Genomic DNA, 19,279 nt, shown 5'->3' on the forward strand with positions numbered 1-19,279 from the left:
CTCACGGCGCCGGACGGCCTGCCGGAGCGGGGGCCATGACGATTATGGTGGGTCCGGGCGCGGCAGAAGAACCTGCGGGCAGGCGATGCGCGTCCCCAGGGGGAGAGCCGGGCGGATCGGACAACAGGAACGGTCGTCCCCACCCACCACGGCACAAGGGTGCTCGACCACACCAGGAGGCAAAGTGAACGGCGATCGGGACGAGATCCGCGGGGGCTGGAACAAGCCCGTCGACGAGTCGTCCGACGCGGATCCCGCCGAGATGACGGGTGAGTTCACCATCGACTACACCCCGCCCGCCTGGTACACGCAGAACGCGCCGGGAGACTCGTCGGGTGGTGCCGGGACACATCTGGCGCCGCCTGCGCCGCCGCAGGGGGCGCCGCTGTCCGTGCCCGCCGCCGCCCCCGGGGGCGGTTTCGACCCCCATTGGGCTCCGGCACCGCCTCCCGGCCCGGCATCGGCCGCCGCCCCTGAACCGGTCCCGGCTCCGGCCCCTGCCGGGTCCGACACAGGTGACGTTGCCGCGCCCGTGGCCTCTTCGGAGGGGCCGGTCGGCTCCGACGGGACGACCGATCCGTTCGGGGGCGGCGATGTGGAGAGCGGTGCCACCATGCGCTTCTCCGCAGCCGCACTGAAGCGGGAGATCGCGGAGCGCGAGGAGGCCGCGAAGGGCGCCGGTCTGGACGGCTCGGGCTCCGACACCGGCGAGGGCGAGGACTCCGGTACCGGTTCCGCGCCGACGGCGGACGCGGCGGAGAATTCCGAGAACGCTGCCGCCCTGCCGTCCGCTCCCGAGGCCTCGGCGCTTCCCGAGGCCGCGGACGGCACTTCTGACACCTCGTCCACCGCACCGGACAGCGCCGCTCCGGCGGACGCGACGCCCCAGGACACGACGTCCCAGGACGCACCGCCCGCGGCCCCGGCTCAGGGCGTCCCGGCGCCTGCCGTGCCGGCCCCCTGGATCCCGGCGCCCACGCAGGGCAGCCTGCCGCCCCTGCCGCCCGCCTTCCAGCCCGCCGCACCGCAGCCCTCCGCGCCCCAGCCGGCGCCGCAGTGGCCCGCCCAGGCTCCTGCCCCGGCCGACCAGGGGCCCGGTGGTTACGGGTTCCCGCATCCCGGAACACCCCAGGCGCCGCAGGGTGGTTACGGCTTCCCGCAGCAGCCCGCGCCCGCCGTACCGCAGGCACCGGTGCAGGGCGGTTACGGGTTCCCTCAGCCTCCGCAGAACCCCCAGCCTCCGCAGACGCCCCAGGCGCCCCAGACGCCCCAGACGCCCCAGTGGCCCGCGCAGCAGAGCGCACCGCTGCCGCCCCAGGTCCCTCGGACGCCCCACCAGGCCGGCCAGGGCACGCCGCATCTGCCCGCACCGGTCACTCCGCAGCTGCCCGCACAGCAGCAGCCCGCCCAGCAGCACCAGCAGCCGCAACAGCAGCCGCAACAGCAGCCGCTGGGACAGCCCGTCGACCCGCGCACCGGGGCCGCCTGGCCGGCCCCGGTCACCCATGACCAGCGCGAGCGTTCGGTGCCCGGCGCCCCGCTCGGGTACACGGCCGCGGTGGAGCTCTCCTCCGACCGGCTGCTCCGCAACAAGCAGAAGGCGAAGAGCAGCCGTACACCCTCCGGCGCGGCCCGTTTCAAGCTGGGCGGCAAGAAGGAGGAGGCCGAGCGGCAGCGCAAGCTCGAACTGATCCGGACGCCCGTGCTGTCCTGCTACCGGATCGCGGTCATCAGCCTCAAGGGCGGTGTCGGCAAGACCACGACGACGACCGCGCTGGGCTCGACCCTGGCCACCGAGCGGCAGGACAAGATCCTCGCCATCGACGCCAACCCGGACGCGGGTACGCTCGGCCGCCGGGTGCGCCGGGAGACCGGGGCCACCATCCGTGACCTGGTCCAGGCGATCCCGTACCTCAACTCGTACATGGACATCCGCCGGTTCACCTCGCAGGCCCCCTCCGGACTGGAGATCATCGCCAACGACGTGGACCCGGCCGTCTCCACGACGTTCAATGACGAGGACTACCGCCGTGCGATCGACGTGCTGGGCAGGCAGTACCCGATCATCCTCACCGACTCCGGGACCGGTCTGCTCTACAGCGCGATGCGCGGAGTGCTGGACCTGGCCGACCAGTTGATCATCATCTCGACGCCGTCGGTCGACGGCGCGTCCAGCGCCTCCACCACGCTGGACTGGCTTTCGGCGCACGGGTACGCGGAGTTGGTGCAGCGCTCCATCACCGTCATCTCGGGCGTCCGCGAGACCGGCAAGATGATCAAAGTCGACGACATCGTCCAGCACTTCGAGACGCGCTGCCGCGGCGTGGTCGTCGTGCCCTTCGACGAGCATCTGTCGGCCGGCGCGGAGGTCGACCTCGACATGATGCGCCCCAAGACCCGCGAGGCGTACTTCAACCTCTCGGCCATGGTCGCCGAGGACTTCGCGCGTGCCCAGCAGCAGCAGGGGCTGTGGACGGCGAACGGCTCCAACCCGCCCCCGCAGTACGCCCCGCCGATGCCCGGCGGACAGCAGTACCCCGCACAGCAGCCGTACCCGCAGCAACAGCCTCCGCAGCCCTATCCCCCGCAGCACGGATGGCATCAGCCGCTGCCCGCCCCGGGCCAGTCCCCGGCCGGTCCGCCGCCGTTCCCTCACCCGCAGCAGCCGGGGCAACCCGGTCAGCCGAACGCGCCTGAACTGCCGGGATCCATGCCTCAGGCCGGGTGGCAACAGCAGCCGCCAGCGCCTCAGCAGTAAGGCAACAGAGGTCTAAACCAATGAGGGTCCGCACCGTCTTCACGGTGCGGGCCCTTTCTGCATTCCCGCAGACCACACGCCATTTCGATGACCGTTGACGGGACTTGACCACCGCTGATAAACCTTCGCATCACTAGTTGGTGAACCACAGATCAAACCGCCCTCTCCGTGCGAGCATGACGCGAGGTCCCTGACCATGGTCCGAAGAGTTCCACCGTTCTCCCCCCAGCCACGCTCACGTCTGCGTGTCCTCCTGGCCTCCGGTGCCGCCGCTCTGGCGCTGGCTGCCGGTTCCGTCGTTCCCGGCGCGCCCCTGGGCGTCGCGCCGCAGCAGGCGCAGGCCGCCGACAGCGGCACGTCGACGCTGACCGTCGCCGTCTCCCAGAGTGTCGATTCCCTGAGTCCGTTCCTCGCGCAGAAGTTGCTCAGCACGAGCATCAACCGGCTCATGTACGACTACCTGACGAACTACGACCCCAAGGACAACCACGCGGTCCCCGGTCTCGCCACCAAGTGGGAGCCGTCCGCCGACAAGCTGACCTGGACGTACACCATCCGTTCGGACTCCACGTGGTCGGACGGGCAGCAGGCCACCGCCGAGGACGCGGCGTGGACGTTCAACAAGATGATGACCGACGAGGCCGCCGCGCAGGCCAACGGCAACTTCGTCGCGAACTTCAAGAAGGTGACGGCGCCGAGCCCGACGCAACTGGTCATCGAGCTCAAGGAACCGCAGGCCACCATGGCCGCGCTCGACGTGCCCATAGTCCCGAAGCACGTCTGGGAGAAGGTCGCCGACTTCTCCAAGTTCAACAACGACACGGACTTCCCGGTCGTCGGCAACGGACCGTTCGTCCTGACGGACTACAAGGTCGACCAGTACGTGAAGCTCAAGGCCAACAAGGACTTCTGGCGCGGCGCGCCGAAGTTCGACGAGGTGGTCTTCAAGACGTACAAGGACCAGGACGCCGCAGTCGCCGCCCTGCGCAAGGGTGAGGTCTCCTTCGTCGCCGGTTCCCCGGCGCTGACGCCCGCTCAGGCCGCGTCCCTCAAGGGCGACAAGAACATCAAGGTCAACGAGGGTCCGGGCCGCCGCTTCTTCGCGCTGGCCGTCAACCCGGGCGCGCAGACCAAGGACGGCAAGAAGTTCGGCAACGGCAACGAGGCCCTTCTCGACCAGAAGGTGCGCCAGGCCCTCTTCCTGTCGATCGACCGCAAGACCATCATCGACAAGGTCTTCCAGGGCCACGCCGTCGAGGGCCAGGGCTACATCCCGCCGCGCTACGAGACGTACTTCTGGCAGCCCTCCGCCGACCAGAGCCTCGCCTACGACCCGGACAAGGCGGCCCAGCTCCTCGACGACGCGGGTTACAAGCTCAAGGGCACCCAGCGCGTCGGCAAGGACGGCAAGCCGCTCGACCTGCGCATCCTGTGCCACGCCACGGACCCGAACGACAAGGCGATCGGCAAGTACCTCAAGGAGTGGTGGGGCAAGCTCGGCGTCGGCCTCAAGGTCGAGTGCCTCGACGACGTCTCGGTGCCCTGGGTCGCCGGTGAGTACGACCTCGCCTTCGACGGCTGGTCGGTCAACCCCGACCCGGACTTCGTCCTCGGCATCCACACCTGCGGCTCCCTGCCGACCAAGGCCGGGGCCAGCGCCGGCACCGACAACTTCATCTGCGACAAGACCTACGACGAGCTCTACGCGAAGCAGCTCGCCGAGTACGACACGACCAAGCGCGCGGACCTGGTCAAGCAGATGCAGTCGTGGATGTACGACTCCGGGTACATGAACGTCATCGCGTACCCGAACGCGGTCGAGGCCTACCGCACCGACCAGATCAAGTCGATCACGACCATGCCCGAGGCGGCCGGCAACATCTACGGCCAGGACGGGTACTGGAGCTGGTGGTCGGCCGTTCCGGCGGGCAGCGGCGACGCGGACAGCTCCGACGGGTCGAGCTCGACCGGCGTCGTCATCGGCATCGTCGCGGCGGTCGTGGTGCTCGCCGGTGGCGGACTGTTCATCGCGAGGCGCCGCCGCACCACCGCGGACGACCGCGAGTAGTCAGGCGGACCGACTGAGAGGGACCGGCCTGGGCGGCAGGCGATCCGCAGCCGCCCCGGCCCGTCCCTCCAAGTGCAGCACGAGTAACGAGAGTTCCCCATGACAGCTGAAAGCACTCCGGCGCTCGTGCAGGTCGCGGACGCGCACGCCGAAAGTCCGGCTCCGGCCGGCCCGGCGTCCGCCCGCGACCGACGCGCGCACAACACCAAGGCCTATCTCCAATACGTCGCGGCCAAGATCGCGGGAGCGGCCGTCTCCCTGTTCGCGGTCCTGGTCACCAGCTTCTTCCTGTTCCGGCTCATTCCCAGCGACCCGGTGAAGCAGATGACGGGCGGCCGCCCCGTCTCCACCGAACAGCTCGAGTCGCTCCGGCACCAGCTCGGTCTCGACCAGCCGATGTGGCAGCAGTTCACCAGCTACATCGGCGACGCCCTGACGGGCGACTTCGGCACCTCGTTCCAGTTCCACGCGCCCGTCATCGACAAGATCGTCGAGGCACTCCCCGCGACCCTGCTCCTCACCGGCACCTCGTACGTCCTGTACACGGCGATCGGTATCTGGCTCGGCACCCGTACCGCGTGGCGCAACGGTTCCAGGAGCGACCGCTTCAACACCGCGTTCGCCCTCACGCTCTACTCGGTGCCGTCGTTCTGGCTGGGCCTGCTGCTGATCATCGTCTTCGCGGTGGGTGTCGGGCCGATCCCCGGGATGTTCCCGACGGGCGGCATGGAGTCGGGCAACGAGAGCGGCCTCGCCTACGTCCTCGACGTGGTGCACCATCTGGTCCTTCCGGTGATCACACTCGTCGCGGTCGGGTACGCGCAGACCCTCCTGGTGATGCGCTCCTCGCTGCTGGACGAGATGGGCAGCGACTATCTGACGACGGCCCGCGCGAAGGGGCTGCGGGACGATGTCGTCCGCCGCAAGCACGCCGTGCCGAACGCGATGCTGCCGACCTTCACGCTGATGTTCGTGAACCTGGGGCACATGGTCGCCGGGCAGATCCTGGTCGAGACGGTGTTCTCCTGGCCGGGTCTCGGCGGCCTCTTCTACCAGGCTCTGAGCGTGCCCGACCTGCCCCTCGTACAAGGGCTGTTCTTCGTCTTCGCCACCGCGGTGATCCTGGCGAACACCCTTGCCGATGTGCTCTATCCGCTGCTCGATCCCCGGGTGGGCCGATGACGACCGAATCCATGCCCACGCCCACGCCCACGAAGGCCGGGGCGACCGAGAACCCGCGTGCTCTGGGATGGGCACGCAAGCGCCGGTCCCTGGCGCGTTTCTGGCGGGAGTACCGCCGTCACAGGGCCGGGCTGTGGGGGCTGGGCGCGCTCGTCGTGATCGGGCTCATCGCCCTGTTCGCGCCGCAGATCGTCGGCAGCAACTCGCAGAGCGTCACCGACGCACCCGGCGGCGCGCTGGAGTCGCCGAGCGGTGAATTCCCCCTCGGCACCGATCAGTTCGGACGCGGCGTGCTCGCCCTTCTGGTGTGGGGCGCCCGCGTGTCGTTGACGGTGGGGCTGCTCGCGGCGTTCCTGTGCGTCGCCATCGGCACCGTCGTCGGTATCGTCGCCGGCCACTTCCACGGCTGGTACTCGACGGTCCTGATGCGGATCACCGACTGGTTCCTGGTGATGCCGACCCTGGTTCTCGCGATCGCGCTCGCGACCGTGATGGACCGCTCGATGTGGACGGTCATCATCGCGATCGGCGTCACGACCTGGCCGACCACGGCCCGGCTCGTCCGTGCCCAGACCCTGGCCGTGGAGTCCCGCCCGTACATCGAGCGCGCCCGCGCCCTGGGCGGCGGCCACGGGCACATCATGATCCGGCACGTCCTGCCGAACGTGATGCCGCTGGTGCTCGCGCAGACCACCCTGGTGATCTCCGGCGCGATCCTCACCGAGGCCACCCTGGCCTTCCTCGGTCTGAGCGACCCGACCACCACCTCCTGGGGCGGCATGCTCCAGGACGCCCGCGAGGCGGGCGCGGTGAGCGCGGGCGACTGGTGGTACCTGGCACCGCCCGGCATCGCCATCGCCCTGGTGGCCCTGGCGTTCACGCTCTGCGGCCGCACCGTCGAGTCCGTCCTCAATCCCAAGCTGGGGGTGGCCCGTTGAGCACGACGAGCATCCGCAAGACACCGCTCCTGGAGGTGCGCGACCTCACGGTCACGTACGCCGGCGGGGCGCAGGCCGTCCGCGGGGTGGATCTCACCGTCGACGCCGGGCAGAAGCTCGGCATCGCCGGTGAGTCGGGCTGCGGGAAGTCGACACTGGCGCTCGCGCTGCTGCGGCTGCTGCCCGCCGGGACGAAGATCTCCGGCGAGATCCTGCTGAACGGCGAGGACGTCCTCGCCATGAAGTGGGGTCAGGTCAGGGCGGTGCGCTGGGCCGGGGCATCGATCGTGTTCCAGGGCGCGATGCACTCCCTCAACGCGGTGCACCGCATCGGCGACCAGATCGCCGAGCCGATCCTGCTGCACCGGAAGGCGACACAGGCCGGGGCGGCGAAGAAGGTCGGCGAACTCCTGGAACAGGTGGGTCTGCCGGCCGCCCGCGCCGCTGCCTACCCGCACGAACTCTCCGGCGGGCAGCGGCAGCGCGTGATGATCGCGATGGCGCTGGCCTGCGATCCGGGGCTGATCATCGCGGACGAGCCGACCACGGCTCTCGATGTGATGATCCAGGCCCAGATCCTGCGGCTGATCGAGCAGCTGGTGTCCGAGCAGGACCTCGGCCTGATCATGATCAGCCATGACCTCGCGGTGCTCTCGGACACCTGCGACCGGCTCGCGGTGATGTACGCGGGCCGGGTCGTGGAGGAGGGACCGGCGTCCGAGGTCTACGAGAACGCGCACCATCCGTACGGCAAGGCACTCTCCGGCGCCTTTCCGCGCATCGGCGACCCTGCCTCCCGGTTCGCCCCCCGCGGGCTGCCCGGCGACCCGCCGGACCCGTCGGCGCTGCCCGGCGGCTGCACCTTCCACCCGCGCTGCCCGGCCGCCCTGGAGACCTGCGCCACGCAGGACCAGGTGCTGCGGGACGCCGGGGCGGGGCGGCGGGCCGCCTGTGTGCTGGTGGAGCCAGGGCCCAAGGCGGTCGCGGAGACGGACGACGCAGCAGCGGTCGCAGAGGCAGGCGCAGCGGCGGTCACGGAGGCAGGCGCAGCGGCGGTCACGGAGGCAGGCGCAGCGGCGGTCACGGAGGCGGTCGCTGCGGCGGCCACGCCTGCGGTCGCGGCCGGGCCGGATGCCGAGGAAGCAAGGAGCACACCATGACCACCCCCACTCCCCTGCTCAGTGCGGAGGGGCTGAAGGTCACCTTCCCCGGCCGGCGCGGGGCTGCCCCGGCGCGTGCCGTGGACGGCGTCGACCTGGACATCCGGCCCGGCGAGATCGTCGCGCTGGTCGGCGAGTCCGGCTGCGGCAAGACGACGCTGGCGCGTTCGCTGCTGGGCCTGGTCCCGCCGACCTCCGGCCGGGTCACCTTCGACGGGCAGCCGCTCGACTACGCCAGCCGGGCGCTGAAGGCCTACCGCAAGCGCGTCCAGCTGGTGCTCCAGGATCCCAGCGGCTCGCTCAACCCGCGGCACACGGTGTACGACGCCGTCGCCGAGGGGCTGCGGATCCACGGGTACACCGGCGACGAACGGACCGCGGTGGCCGAGGCGCTGTCGCGGGCGGGGCTGCGGCCGCCCGAGCGGTTCTTCCTGCGCTACCCGCACGAGCTGTCGGGCGGCCAGCGCCAGCGCGTCGTGATCGCGGGTGCGCTCGTGCTGGAGCCGGAACTCATCGTGGCCGACGAGCCGGTGGCCTCGCTGGACGCCTCGGTGCGGGGCGAGATCCTGGCCCTGCTGCTGCGGCTCCGGGACGAACTGGGCCTGTCCGCACTGGTGGTCACGCACGACCTCGGCCTGGCGTGGAACATCGCCGACCGGGTGGCGGTGATGTACCTCGGACGGATCGTCGAGACGGGCGAGGTGGAGCAGATCCTGACGGCTCCGCAACACCCCTACACCCAGGCTCTGTTGTCGGTGCTGCCAGAGGCCGCGGGTGATCCGGTGATTCTGACCGGTGAGCCGCCGGACCCCTCCAGGGTGCCGTCCGGGTGCCGCTTCCACGCCCGCTGCCAGGTGCTGGCCTCGGGCGAGGCGGAGCGCGCGGGCGTCGCGGACGCGTGCCGTACGAAGGATCTTCCGGTGCTCGCGGGCGGCGGAGAGACCCAGGTGGCCTGCCACTGGGCGACCGCGGCGGCGAAGGCGCCGGCCTGAGGCGTGTTGTTCGGGGCCCGTCGGACGGCGATCCGTCCGACGGGCCCCTTCGCACGGGGCGGGGGCCGCACCGGTCATCCGCGGCGGTGGCCGCTCTGCTCCTGCGGTGACCGGGCAGGGTTCGCCCGGCAGGTACGGTGTCCGGCACGGGCTCCCGGCGGGCCGGAAGCCCTCGTACAGGGAAGTGCTCGGGCTCTCAGCCGCGCTCGTACGCGGAGATCAGTTCGCTGCACCGCTTCACATCGGCGGCCATGGCCACGAGCAGGTCGTCGACCGACTCGAACTTCAGCATCCCGCGCACGTACGCGAGGAAGTCCACCGCGACATGGAGCCCGTACAGGTCGAGGCCGACGCGGTCGATCGCGTACGCCTCCACCGTCCGCTCCGTGCCGTCGAACTGCGGGTTGGTGCCGACCGAGATCGCGGCGGGCATCGCCTCGCCGTTCACTTCGAGCCAGCCGGCGTAGACACCGTCGGCGGGGATCGCGGTGTGCGGCAGGGTCTCCACGTTGGCCGTGGGGAAGCCGAGCGCACGGCCGCGCTGCGCGCCGCGGACCACGATGCCCTCCACCCGGTGCGGCCGGCCCAGGATCTCGGCCGCGCCCGCGACGTCACCCGCCGCGATGAGCCGTCGGGTGAGGGTGGAGGAGAACGGCTCGCCGCCCCCGGCCTCACCGCTCACGTACAGATCGACGACCTCGACGCCGTAGTCGTACGTGGTGCCCAACTCGGTGAGCAGTCGCACATCGCCGGCCGCCTTGTGGCCGAAGCGGAAGTTCGGGCCCTCGATGACCAGCTGCGCGTGCAGCCTGTCGACGAGCACCTTCGCGATGAAGTCGGCGGGAGCCAGCTTCGAGAACTCGGTGGTGAACGGCAGGACCAGGACCGCGTCCACGCCCAGCTCCGCCATCAGCTCGGCCCGACGGTGGTGCGGGGCGAGCAGCGGCGGATGGCTGCCGGGACGTACGACCTCGCTGGGATGCGGATCGAAGGTCACCACGACCGACGGCAGGCCCAGCTCACGTGCCCGCTCCACGGCCCGCCCGATGATCAGCTGGTGTCCGCGGTGCACCCCGTCGTAGGAGCCGATGGTGACGACGCTGCGTCCCCAGTCCTGGGGGATGTCCTCCAAGCCACGCCAGCGCTGCACTGTGACCGCTCCTCGCCCGAACCTTTGTACGTCAGATTGCTATTACGCAGGTCTAAGAGTGCCATGCTCACGCTCCGCAACCCGCATCGGCATCGTCTTCGGCCTTCCCAGCGCCTCCACCGTCCGCCGCGCACTCGGGCCGACGAGCGTCGCCCACTCCTGCGGGGCGTCGGCCAGCCAACCGGTGACCAGTGCGGCGAATCCGGGCACGTCACGGGCGAGTGCGACCAGCCCGCGGTCGAAACGGACCGCGCCTTCGGGGGTACGGACCAGCAGCGTCCCGGCGCGATGGACCAGGGCACGGGTGCGGGCCGGTGCGCGTCGGCCGGAGCCGGTCGCGGCGGCCCGCAGCAGGGCGTCGAGCACGGCGGGGTCGTGGTGGGTCTGCTGCTCGAAGTCCAGCAGGACCTCCAGCAGCTCGGCCCGCAGCTGTCCGGACACGGGACTGCCCGGTGCGGCCAGCACCCCGGCGAGCGCCCCGCGTACCGGCGCCGGTACGGGGCGTTCCCGCAGCAGTCCGGTCAGCAGGGGCAGCAGCAGGGCGCGGGCGGCAGGGCCCTGCTCCAGCCTGCGGTCGAGGTACGAGGCGGCGTGGACGGTGTCCTCCGGGTGACTGTCGATGTACGCCCGCACGAGCCCGGCGGCATGCAGGGCCAGCGCGGGGTCGTCGATCCCGGCCAGCGCGCACAGCGCCTCTCCCGCCCCCGCGTCGGGCCGCACGAGCCGCTCCCGGAACGCGGTGAGCACCTGCTCCGGGTGCGAGGGCAGTGCGAGGGCCGGCACCTCGGCGGAGAGCGGCGGCTCCCCGGCCACGAAGGCCCGCAGTGCCTGCGGCAGGTAGCGGTCCCGGGTCCGCGGGTCCTGGAGGAGAAGGGTGAGCGCGGCCCCGTGCAGGGCGGTGTCGGACGGTCGGGCCAGCAGGGCGAGCGCGGCCCCGCGCAGCAGCTCACGGTCGCTGTCGTGGCTGGTGTGGTCCGCGGTGACCCGTGCGTACGAGGCGGCGGCGGTCCGACGGGCCTGCCGCTCCTCGTCCCGGGCCCAGCGGTGGACGGCCCGGCAGAGCGCGGAGGGCTCGTCCTCGGCCAGCGCGGTGAGCAGTTCCTCGGCCCGGGGATGGCCGGTCGAGACGAGCGCGTCGGTCAGGTCGTCGACGGCCAGGTCCCGGCGGGCGTAGAGGAGCGCCTGAGCGGCGGCTGCGACGGTCGGGCGCATCGTGCCGCCCTCCTCGGCCGTGAGGGGACGCTCGTCGGTGAACCAGGTGCAGAGCAGCGGCTGCACGGTCCGGGGCTGGGCGGCGAGCCGCTGTGCGACGGCGTCCAGGAACCGTTCGCCGTCGTCATCCGGGTGCCGGGCGCCGTCGCCGTCGGCACGGTGGGGGCCGCGGGGTGGGCCGTCCGCGGTCACCAGACGCCGGAGCAGATCGATCCGGTCCGCCTCGGGCAGCCTCAGCCGTCGCCAGAACCACGGCCCGAACTCGGCGTGCCCCGTGACCCGGCCCGGCCCGTCCGCGGCAGCCCGCCGAACGATGCCGTCCGCGAGCAGCCTCAGCACCCCGAGATGAGGCCGGGCGTCGGGCACCCGGAGCAGGGTCTCGGCGAGCAGGTGGACCGCCCACCAGCGGGCGTCATGCCCCAGGGCGCCGTGCTCGCGCTCGCGACCGGGGGCGGAGCGGGCCGCCCCGGCGAAGTCCGGGCGCACGGGACACGGCTCCGTCCCCGCCGCCGCGGCCTCGCCCGGGGACAGCCGGTCCAGGGCCTCGACGAGCCCGGCCAGCCGGTCCTCCAGCGCGGCAGGGCCCTCGCGGCGGCCCAGGAGCAGCAGTGCCTGGATCACGGGGCCGATCCGATGGCGTGGTACGGGCAGGGTGCGCGGTCCGGCCGACGCCTCGGCCGGTTCCACGGGGTCCTGGCCGCGCCCGATGCGCGGCCCCCTCTGGTGCGGTACGCGGGGCTCCTCGGCCTTCAGCGGCCCGTCCTGCGGACGGCGGCGGTGGACCAGGGCGTGCAGCGCCGCGTCCAGGGCCAGGTGGGCACCCTGCACCCAGTCCGCCAGCTCCTCGTGGGCAAAGCGGTAGCCCGCACCCGCCGGCACGAGGAGCCCCTCCGCGAGGACCGCCGACGCCCAGCCCGTGCGCCAGGGGAACACCTCCTCGAAGGCCGCGCCGTCCAGCTCCCCCTGTCCCGGGCCCAGACAGCGCCGGGCAGCCTCGTGGACCCGTCCCGCCACCCGGGCGGCCAGCCGGCGGACCGCGGTGCCGCCGGGCGGTCGGCCCGACACGGCCGCGATGCGGACGGCGATGCGCAGGCACATCAGATCCAGGTGGGCGCCGAAGACGTCCTCGGTGTCCGGCCGGCCCTCGACGTCCCCGGGCAGGGCCCGGCGCACGTCCGCGAGAAGGCGCAGGGTGAGCGGGTGCCGGTCGTGGCCCGGGGCGACGGCGTCGGGGCCGAGGGCATAGCGTTCCCGAGCCTGTGCGGCCTGGCTCGCGGTGAGGTCGCCGAGGCGGATCGCGGACGGCAGCCGGGCGGCCGGGCGGGCGGGGTGGTGCAGCGTGCCGGGCGGGCAGAACGCACCCGCGGTCTCCCAGTGCTCGGGCGTGCATGCGACCACGAGCCGTGCCCCGTACCGTCGCAGCCAGTCGACCGTGCCCGCGATCCATCCCGCCAGGCCGTGGGCCAGCAGCGGAGGCATCTCCTCCGGTCCATCCAGCAGGACGAGCAGCGGGCGTCCCGACGCATGGGCCAGCCCGGCGACCCGCTCGGGGGCGGCGCTCGCCACGTCGCCCGGTGCCCCGGCGGCGGTGACGATCCGCCCGGCCCGTCGGAGCGCACGGGCCAGCGCGTCGGCAAGGGAGCCGTCGTCGGGCAGCAGATCGGCGCCGCGCAGCCAGAGGGTGGGTGCGGGTACGGAGCCTCGGGCCCGGCGGGCGGCGGCCAGTTCGGTGCTGCGGCCGGTGCCCGGCGCTCCGACGAGGCCGAGGACCACGGCGGATCCGTGCGGTGCGCCGTCGGGGGCCGTGAAGGCGGTGAACTCCGCGGTGACGTCCGGACGCTCGACCGGTTCGGGCGGCCCGGCCGGCCCGCCCGCCGGGCCCAGCGAGGTCGCGGTGAGGTGGAGGGCGCCCGCGAGATTCAGGTCGCGCCCGTATCCGGGAACGGTCGCCCCGTTGCGCCGCAGGAGGTCCTCCAGCGGGCCGCCGGTGCCCGGGTCGCCGAGCGGCACGGCGAATCCGGCGGCCGGACGACCGGCGCGCAGCGCGGTGCCCAGCACGGCGATGACCGCGCCGCTCTCCGGATCGAGGACGGGCCCACCCACGACCGCGCCGCCGAGCCGCAGCGCGTCCGCGCCGTCCGTACCGAGAGCGAGCTCCGCCGCGTCGATCCGGTGGCAGCGGCCGTCCACGGTGTACGTCACCGGGGCTGTGCCGAGCACCCGCGCCTGGCGCCAGCCATGGGCGGCGATCACCACATAGGTACCGGCGTCGATGCGGTCCCGCGCCGCGATCGGTACCGGCTCGACGCCGAGCGCGTGCAGCCCTCCGGAGCCCAGCAGGGCGAGGCCACGTTCCGGCAGCGCGGTGATCCCCTCGGCCTCGACGGAGCAGCTGCGCCCGTCCGTGCCGTGCAGGACGAGCCGGGTGAGGCCGTCGACCGCTTCGTGGCTGGTCACCACCGTGCCCCGGTCGTCGGCGACGAACCCGGTCCCCCGCGGTCGGCCGACCGGATCGCAGATTCGTACCAGCGCTGCGCGGTCCCCGCTTCCCATGATCCGACGTTAGGTCGACGATGATCGGCAGGGACACCACTCGGAGTAAAAGCGCCCCCGAATGCACCCCCGATTCACTCCGAGCGCCTGCTCATAGGGGTGAATTCACTGTGTCCATTGGACAGAAACCCTTGGGGGATCGTGGAGCGGGCGAGGGGGCCGCCCGCTCCACGACGGGGTTTCCGGAGCGCCGGTCAGCCGAAGACGGCAAGGCTCTTGGCCTTGCCCTTCTGCTCCTCGACGAGCACCAGGAACCGCCCGTCGGGTCCGAAGACGCCGACGGGTCCGGGCGGGAAGGCCGGCATGTCCAGGCGGACCCCGTTCAGCAGCAGCCTGGCGCGCTTCTCGTCCACGTCCCAGCGCGGGAACGCCGCGGCTGCGGCCTCGGCCAGCGGCATGACGGTCAGCTCCTGCTGGTGCTGGTCGATCGTGCGCGCCGCGTCGAGGCCGTACGGCCCGACCCGGGTGCGCCGCAGCGCGGTCAGATGCCCGCCGACGCCGAGTCCGGCACCGAGGTCGCGGGCGATCGCGCGGATGTACGTCCCCGAGGAGCAGACGACGGAGACGACCAAGTCGACCACCGGCGTCCCGTCCTCGGCGACCTCCTCGCGGACGTCGTAGACCTGGAAGGACGAGATCGTGACCGGCCGGGCCGGGATCTCGAACTCCTCGCCGCCGCGCACCCGTGCGTAGGACCGCTTGCCGTCGATCTTGATGGCGCTGACCTTGGACGGCACCTGCATGATCGGGCCGGTCAGAGCCGCGACCCCTGCGTCGATGGCCTCACGGGTCACAGCGGACGCGTCGGTGGACGAGGTGATCTCGCCCTCCGCGTCGTCCGTGAGGGTGTTCTGGCCGAGCCGGATCGTACCGAGGTACTCCTTCTCGGTCAGCGCGAGATGGCCGAGCAGCTTGGTGGCCTTCTCCACGCCGAGCACGAGGACGCCCGTCGCCATCGGGTCCAGCGTGCCGGCATGACCGACGCGTCGGGTCCGGGCGATGCCGCGCATCTTGGCGACGACGTCGTGCGAGGTGAAGCCGGACGGCTTGTCGACGATGACCAGACCGCTCTCCGTCTGCCCGCCGGCCCGGTCGGAAGCCGCGGCGGTCCCGCGGCCCCGACCGGCTGTCCTGTTCTGCGATGTCATTCGGCGGCGGTGTCCTCGTCGTTCTCGTCATCCGCCTTGCGGTACGGGTCCGCGCCACCGGCGTACGTGGCACCCGAGGACGCCTCACGCACCCGCGCGTCCGAGGCACGTGCCCGGTCGAGGAGGTCCTCGATCGCCTTGGCGTTCTCCGGCAGGGCGTCGGCCACGAAGGTCAGCGTGGGGGTGAACTTCGTCCCCGCCGCCGCTCCGACCGCCGACCGCAGGATGCCCTTGGCGCTCGCCAGGCCGGCCGCCGCGCTCGCACGCTCCTCTTCGTCGCCGTAGACCGTGTAGAAGACCGTGGCCTCCCGCAGGTCACCGGTGACCCGGGTGTCCGTGATCGTCACGTGCGTACCCAGACGCGGGTCCTTGATACCGCGCTGCAGTTTCTCGGCGACCACCTCCTGGATGAGGTCCGCCAGCTTTTTCGCCCGCGCGTTGTCGGCCACTGGTCCGTCTCCTTCTTTGCCTTGCTCAATCGTCTTCGTCGCTGTGCAGCCGCCGTCGTACGGACAGCAGCTCCACCTCGGGCCGGCCGGCGACCAGCCGCTCGCACCGGTCGAGCACGTCTGTGAGGTGTCCGGTGTCCCCGGAGACCACGGCGAGGCCGATCTCGGCCCTGCGATGGAGATCCTGCCCGCCCACCTCCGCCACGCTCACCGGGTATTTCCGCTGGAGTTCGGCGACGATCGGGCGGACCACGGAGCGCTTCTCCTTCAGCGACCGTACGTCGCCGAGAAGCAGGTCGAAGGACAGTGTCCCCACATACATGTATGTCCGGATGTCCCGCCGGTTCGGGTTCGTGCCCTGCGCTTTTGGCAGGGACACAAGAACCGTACACGGAACGGCCGGGGCCGATCGACGGGAATACGACCCGTCGACCGGCCCCGACTGTTGAGGTACGGGTCAGCCTCGCGGCTTCTCGCGCATCTCGTAGGTCGCGATGATGTCGTCGATCTTGATGTCGTTGAAGTTTCCGAGGTTGATACCACCCTCGAAGCCTTCGCGGATCTCGGTGACATCGTCCTTGAAGCGACGCAGACCGGAGATGTTGAGGTTCTCCGCGACGACCTTGCCGTCGCGCAGCAGGCGCGCCTTGGTGTTGCGCTTGACCTCGCCGGACCGGACCAGCACACCGGCGATGTTGCCCAGCTTGGACGAACGGAAGATCTCGCGGATCTCCGCCGTACCGAGCTCGACCTCTTCGTACTCCGGCTTGAGCATGCCCTTGAGAGCCGCTTCGATCTCCTCGATCGCCTGGTAGATGACCGAGTAGTACCGGACGTCCACGCCTTCGCGCTCGGCCATCTGCTGCGCACGCCCGGCGGCGCGCACGTTGAAGCCGATCACGATGGCGTCGGAGCCGGTCGCCAGGTCGATGTCCGACTCGGTGACCGCACCCACACCGCGGTGCAGGACCCGGATGTCGACCTCGTCGCCGACGTCGAGCTGGAGCAGCGAGGACTCGAGAGCCTCCACCGAACCGGACGCGTCGCCCTTGATGATGAGGTTGAGTTCCTGGACCAGACCGGCCTTGAGCGCCTCGTCCAGGTTCTCCAGGGAGAACCGGACACCCTTGCGGGCGAAGTTGGCGTTGCGCTCACGGGCGGCACGCTTCTCGGCGATCTGACGGGCCGTACGGTCCTCGTCGACCACCAGGAAGTTGTCACCGGCACCCGGGACGTTGGTGAGACCGAGGACGAGGACGGGGGTCGACGGACCCGCTTCCTCGACGTTCTCGCCCTTGTCGTCGAGCATCGCGCGAACGCGGCCGTAGGCGTCGCCGACCACCATCGTGTCGCCGACCCGCAGCGTGCCTCGCTGGACCAGGACGGTCGCGACGGCACCGCGGCCGCGGTCGAGGTGGGACTCGATCGCGATGCCCTGCGCGTCCTGCTCCGGGTTGGCCCGCAGGTCGAGCGAGGCATCGGCGGTGAGGACGACGGCCTCCAGCAGCTGGTCGATGTGCAGACCCTGCTTGGCGGAGATGTCGACGAACATCGTGTCGCCGCCGTACTCCTCGGCCACCAGACCGAACTCGGTGAGCTGTCCGCGCACCTTGGTCGGGTCCGCGCCCTCGACGTCGATCTTGTTGACCGCGACCACGATCGGCACGTCGGCCGCCTTGGCGTGGTTCAGCGCCTCGATCGTCTGGGGCATCACACCGTCGTTCGCCGCCACCACGAGGATCGCGATGTCGGTGGACTTCGCACCACGGGCACGCATGGCGGTGAACGCCTCGTGACCCGGGGTGTCGATGAAGGTGATCCGGCGCTCTTCGCCGTTGACCTCGGAGGAGACCTGGTACGCACCGATGTGCTGGGTGATACCGCCGGCCTCGCCCGCGACGACGTTCGTCTTGCGGATCGCGTCCAGGAGTCGCGTCTTACCGTGGTCGACGTGACCCATGACGGTCACGACCGGCGGACGCGGCAGAAGGGCCTCTTCGCCGCCCTCGTCCTCGCCGAACTCGATGTCGAAGGACTCGAGAAGCTCGCGGTCCTCCTCCTCCGGGCTCACGATCTCCAGGACGTAGTTCATCTCGTCGGCAAGCAGCTTCAGAGTGTCGTCGGAGACCGACTGGGTGGCCGTGACCATCTCGCCGAGGTTCATCATCACGGCGACGAGCGACGCCGGGTTGGCGTTGATCTTCTCCGCGAAGTCGGTGAGGGAGGCACCGCGCGACAGACGGACGGACTGTCCGTTGCCGCGAGGCAGCATGACGCCGCCGACCGACGGGGCCTGCATGGCCTCGTACTCCTGGCGCCTCTGCCGCTTCGACTTGCGACCACGACGCGCGGGACCGCCGGGACGGCCGAACGCACCCTGCGTGCCACCACGGCCGCCGGGGCCGCCGGGACGTCCACCGAAGCCGGGACGACCGCCGAAGCCGCCGCCACCACCGGGACGACCGGCACCGCCACCGCCACCGCCGCCACCGGGACGACCGGCGAAACCGCCACCGCCGCCACCGGGACCGGCCGGACGGCCTGCGAAGCCGCCACCGGGACGACCTGCGCCGCCGCCGGGACGACCGCCACCGCCGGGACCACGGCCACCGGGGCCGCCGCCGGGACGCGGGCCCGCAGCGGGACGCTGCGGCATCATGCCCGGGTTCGGACGGTTACCACCGGGGCCACCGCCCGGACGGGGAGCCTGCGGACGCGGCATGCCGCCCGGGGTCGGACGGGCGCCGCCCTGACCCTGGGGACGCGGGGCACCGCCGGGACCGCCCTGCGGACGCGGGGCGCCCGGACGATCCTGACCGCCGCCGGGACGCGGGGCGCCGCCGGGACGGGGTGCCTGCGGACGGGCCATGCCCGTCGAGCCACCGGAGGTGAAGGGGTTGTTGCCCGGACGGGGACCAGCCGGACGGCCGCCGGGGCGCGGGGCGCCCTGGCCTGCGGGACGGGCCGGACGGTCGCCGCCGCGCTCGCCACCACGACCGCCGTCGCGCTGACCGCCGGCCGGAGCCGGACGGGCCGGACGCGGACCGGGGGTGGCACCCGTGGGTCGCGGGGCCTGCTGCGGGGCAGCGGGCTGCGCCGGAGCCGAGAACTCGGCAGCGGGAACCGGGGTCACCGGAGCGGGCCGGGGGGCGGGCTTCGGACCCGGGCGCGGGCCGGAAGCCGGCGCGGAAGGTGTTGCGGGGGTGCTGCTCGCCGGGGCGGCGGGGGCCGGCTTGGGGGCCGGGGCGCCGGGCTTCGGGGCAGCAGGACGTGCCGCGGCGGCCGGAGAGGGCGCTGCGGGCTTTGCGGGCGTCGCCTTACGGGGCGCGCCAGGCTTTGCAGCGGACTTGCCGGCGCTGCCGCCGGGCCCCTGCAGTGCGTCAGTCAACTTGCGTACAACCGGCGCCTCGATCGTCGAGGACGCCGAACGGACGAATTCACCGAGTTCCTGGAGCTTGGCCATGACGACCTTGCTCTCGACGCCGAACTCCTTGGCGAGTTCGTATACCCGGACCTTAGCCACTTCGCTCCTTTTAGGTCCGGGTTACCGCCGGACCGTCGCTACTTCATGGGCGTACTCATCGCGTACTCATCGAGTGCTCATCGCAATCTCGACCTACTTCCAACTCGCGAGGTACCTGACCGCACGGGGTCCCGTGCCGTTCATTT

Annotated in this window: 12 protein-coding genes; 6 read left to right on the plus strand and 6 right to left on the minus strand. The window is 71.9% G+C overall.

The annotated features are described in order from the left end of the window. Positions 1–184 precede the first annotated feature (184 nt). The 6 genes from AB0L71_RS20965 (at position 185) to AB0L71_RS20990 (ending at position 9,098) form a co-directional block, all read left to right on the plus strand. Positions 185–2,758 carry an SCO5717 family growth-regulating ATPase gene (locus AB0L71_RS20965; RefSeq protein WP_365244947.1) on the plus strand — a complete coding sequence of 858 codons (2,574 nt, stop codon included), beginning with the start codon at positions 185–187 and terminating at the stop codon, positions 2,756–2,758. 196 nt (positions 2,759–2,954) lie between these two features. Continuing rightward, entirely contained in the window at positions 2,955–4,826 is a 1,872-nt protein-coding gene (locus AB0L71_RS20970; RefSeq protein ID WP_365244950.1) for an ABC transporter substrate-binding protein, read from the plus strand. A 99-nt stretch (positions 4,827–4,925) separates the two neighbouring features. Beyond that, the gene (locus tag AB0L71_RS20975) at positions 4,926–6,008 is read left to right on the plus strand and encodes an ABC transporter permease (protein WP_365244953.1); all 1,083 of its coding nucleotides are present in this window, start codon (positions 4,926–4,928) and stop codon (positions 6,006–6,008) included. Beyond that, positions 6,005–6,946: an ABC transporter permease gene (locus AB0L71_RS20980; RefSeq protein WP_365244956.1), complete on the plus strand. Its 942-nt coding sequence runs from the start codon at positions 6,005–6,007 to the stop codon at positions 6,944–6,946. The genes AB0L71_RS20975 and AB0L71_RS20980 overlap by 4 nt, the downstream gene beginning before the upstream one ends. After that, complete coding sequence (locus AB0L71_RS20985) at positions 6,943–8,106, plus strand: ABC transporter ATP-binding protein (RefSeq protein WP_365244959.1); 1,164 nt, start codon at positions 6,943–6,945, stop codon at positions 8,104–8,106. Before AB0L71_RS20980 ends, AB0L71_RS20985 begins: the two co-directional genes overlap by 4 nt. Beyond that, complete coding sequence (locus AB0L71_RS20990) at positions 8,103–9,098, plus strand: ABC transporter ATP-binding protein (protein WP_365244962.1); 996 nt, start codon at positions 8,103–8,105, stop codon at positions 9,096–9,098. Before AB0L71_RS20985 ends, AB0L71_RS20990 begins: the two co-directional genes overlap by 4 nt. A 196-nt stretch (positions 9,099–9,294) precedes the next feature. Here the strand turns inward: AB0L71_RS20990 and AB0L71_RS20995 are convergent, their stop codons facing one another. The 6 genes from AB0L71_RS20995 to infB all read right to left on the minus strand — a co-directional run bounded on the left by AB0L71_RS20995 (position 9,295) and on the right by infB (position 19,133). Beyond that, entirely contained in the window at positions 9,295–10,248 is a 954-nt protein-coding gene (locus tag AB0L71_RS20995; protein WP_365244965.1) for a bifunctional riboflavin kinase/FAD synthetase, read from the minus strand. 42 nt (positions 10,249–10,290) lie between these two features. After that, a complete protein-coding gene (locus tag AB0L71_RS21000; RefSeq protein WP_365244968.1) occupies positions 10,291–14,013 on the minus strand; it encodes a trypsin-like peptidase domain-containing protein in 3,723 nt (1,240 codons plus the stop codon). A 194-nt stretch (positions 14,014–14,207) separates the two neighbouring features. Beyond that, on the minus strand, positions 14,208–15,161 hold the full coding sequence (truB, locus tag AB0L71_RS21005) for a tRNA pseudouridine(55) synthase TruB (protein WP_365244971.1): 954 nt from the start codon (positions 15,159–15,161) through the stop codon (positions 14,208–14,210). After that, positions 15,158–15,610: a 30S ribosome-binding factor RbfA gene (rbfA, locus tag AB0L71_RS21010; RefSeq protein ID WP_365244973.1), complete on the minus strand. Its 453-nt coding sequence runs from the start codon at positions 15,608–15,610 to the stop codon at positions 15,158–15,160. The genes truB and rbfA overlap by 4 nt, the downstream gene beginning before the upstream one ends. A gap of 25 nt (positions 15,611–15,635) precedes the next feature. Then, the gene (locus AB0L71_RS21015; protein ID WP_365244976.1) at positions 15,636–15,932 is read right to left on the minus strand and encodes a DUF503 domain-containing protein; all 297 of its coding nucleotides are present in this window, start codon (positions 15,930–15,932) and stop codon (positions 15,636–15,638) included. A gap of 135 nt (positions 15,933–16,067) precedes the next feature. Beyond that, positions 16,068–19,133, minus strand: a complete 3,066-nt coding sequence (gene infB, locus AB0L71_RS21020) for a translation initiation factor IF-2 (RefSeq protein ID WP_365244978.1) — start codon at positions 19,131–19,133, stop codon at positions 16,068–16,070. Between the last annotated feature and the right edge of the window lie 146 nt (positions 19,134–19,279).

This window comes from Streptomyces sp. NPDC052052, assembly GCF_040680455.1.
In the GTDB taxonomy this organism is placed as follows: Bacteria; Actinomycetota; Actinomycetes; order Streptomycetales; family Streptomycetaceae; genus Streptomyces.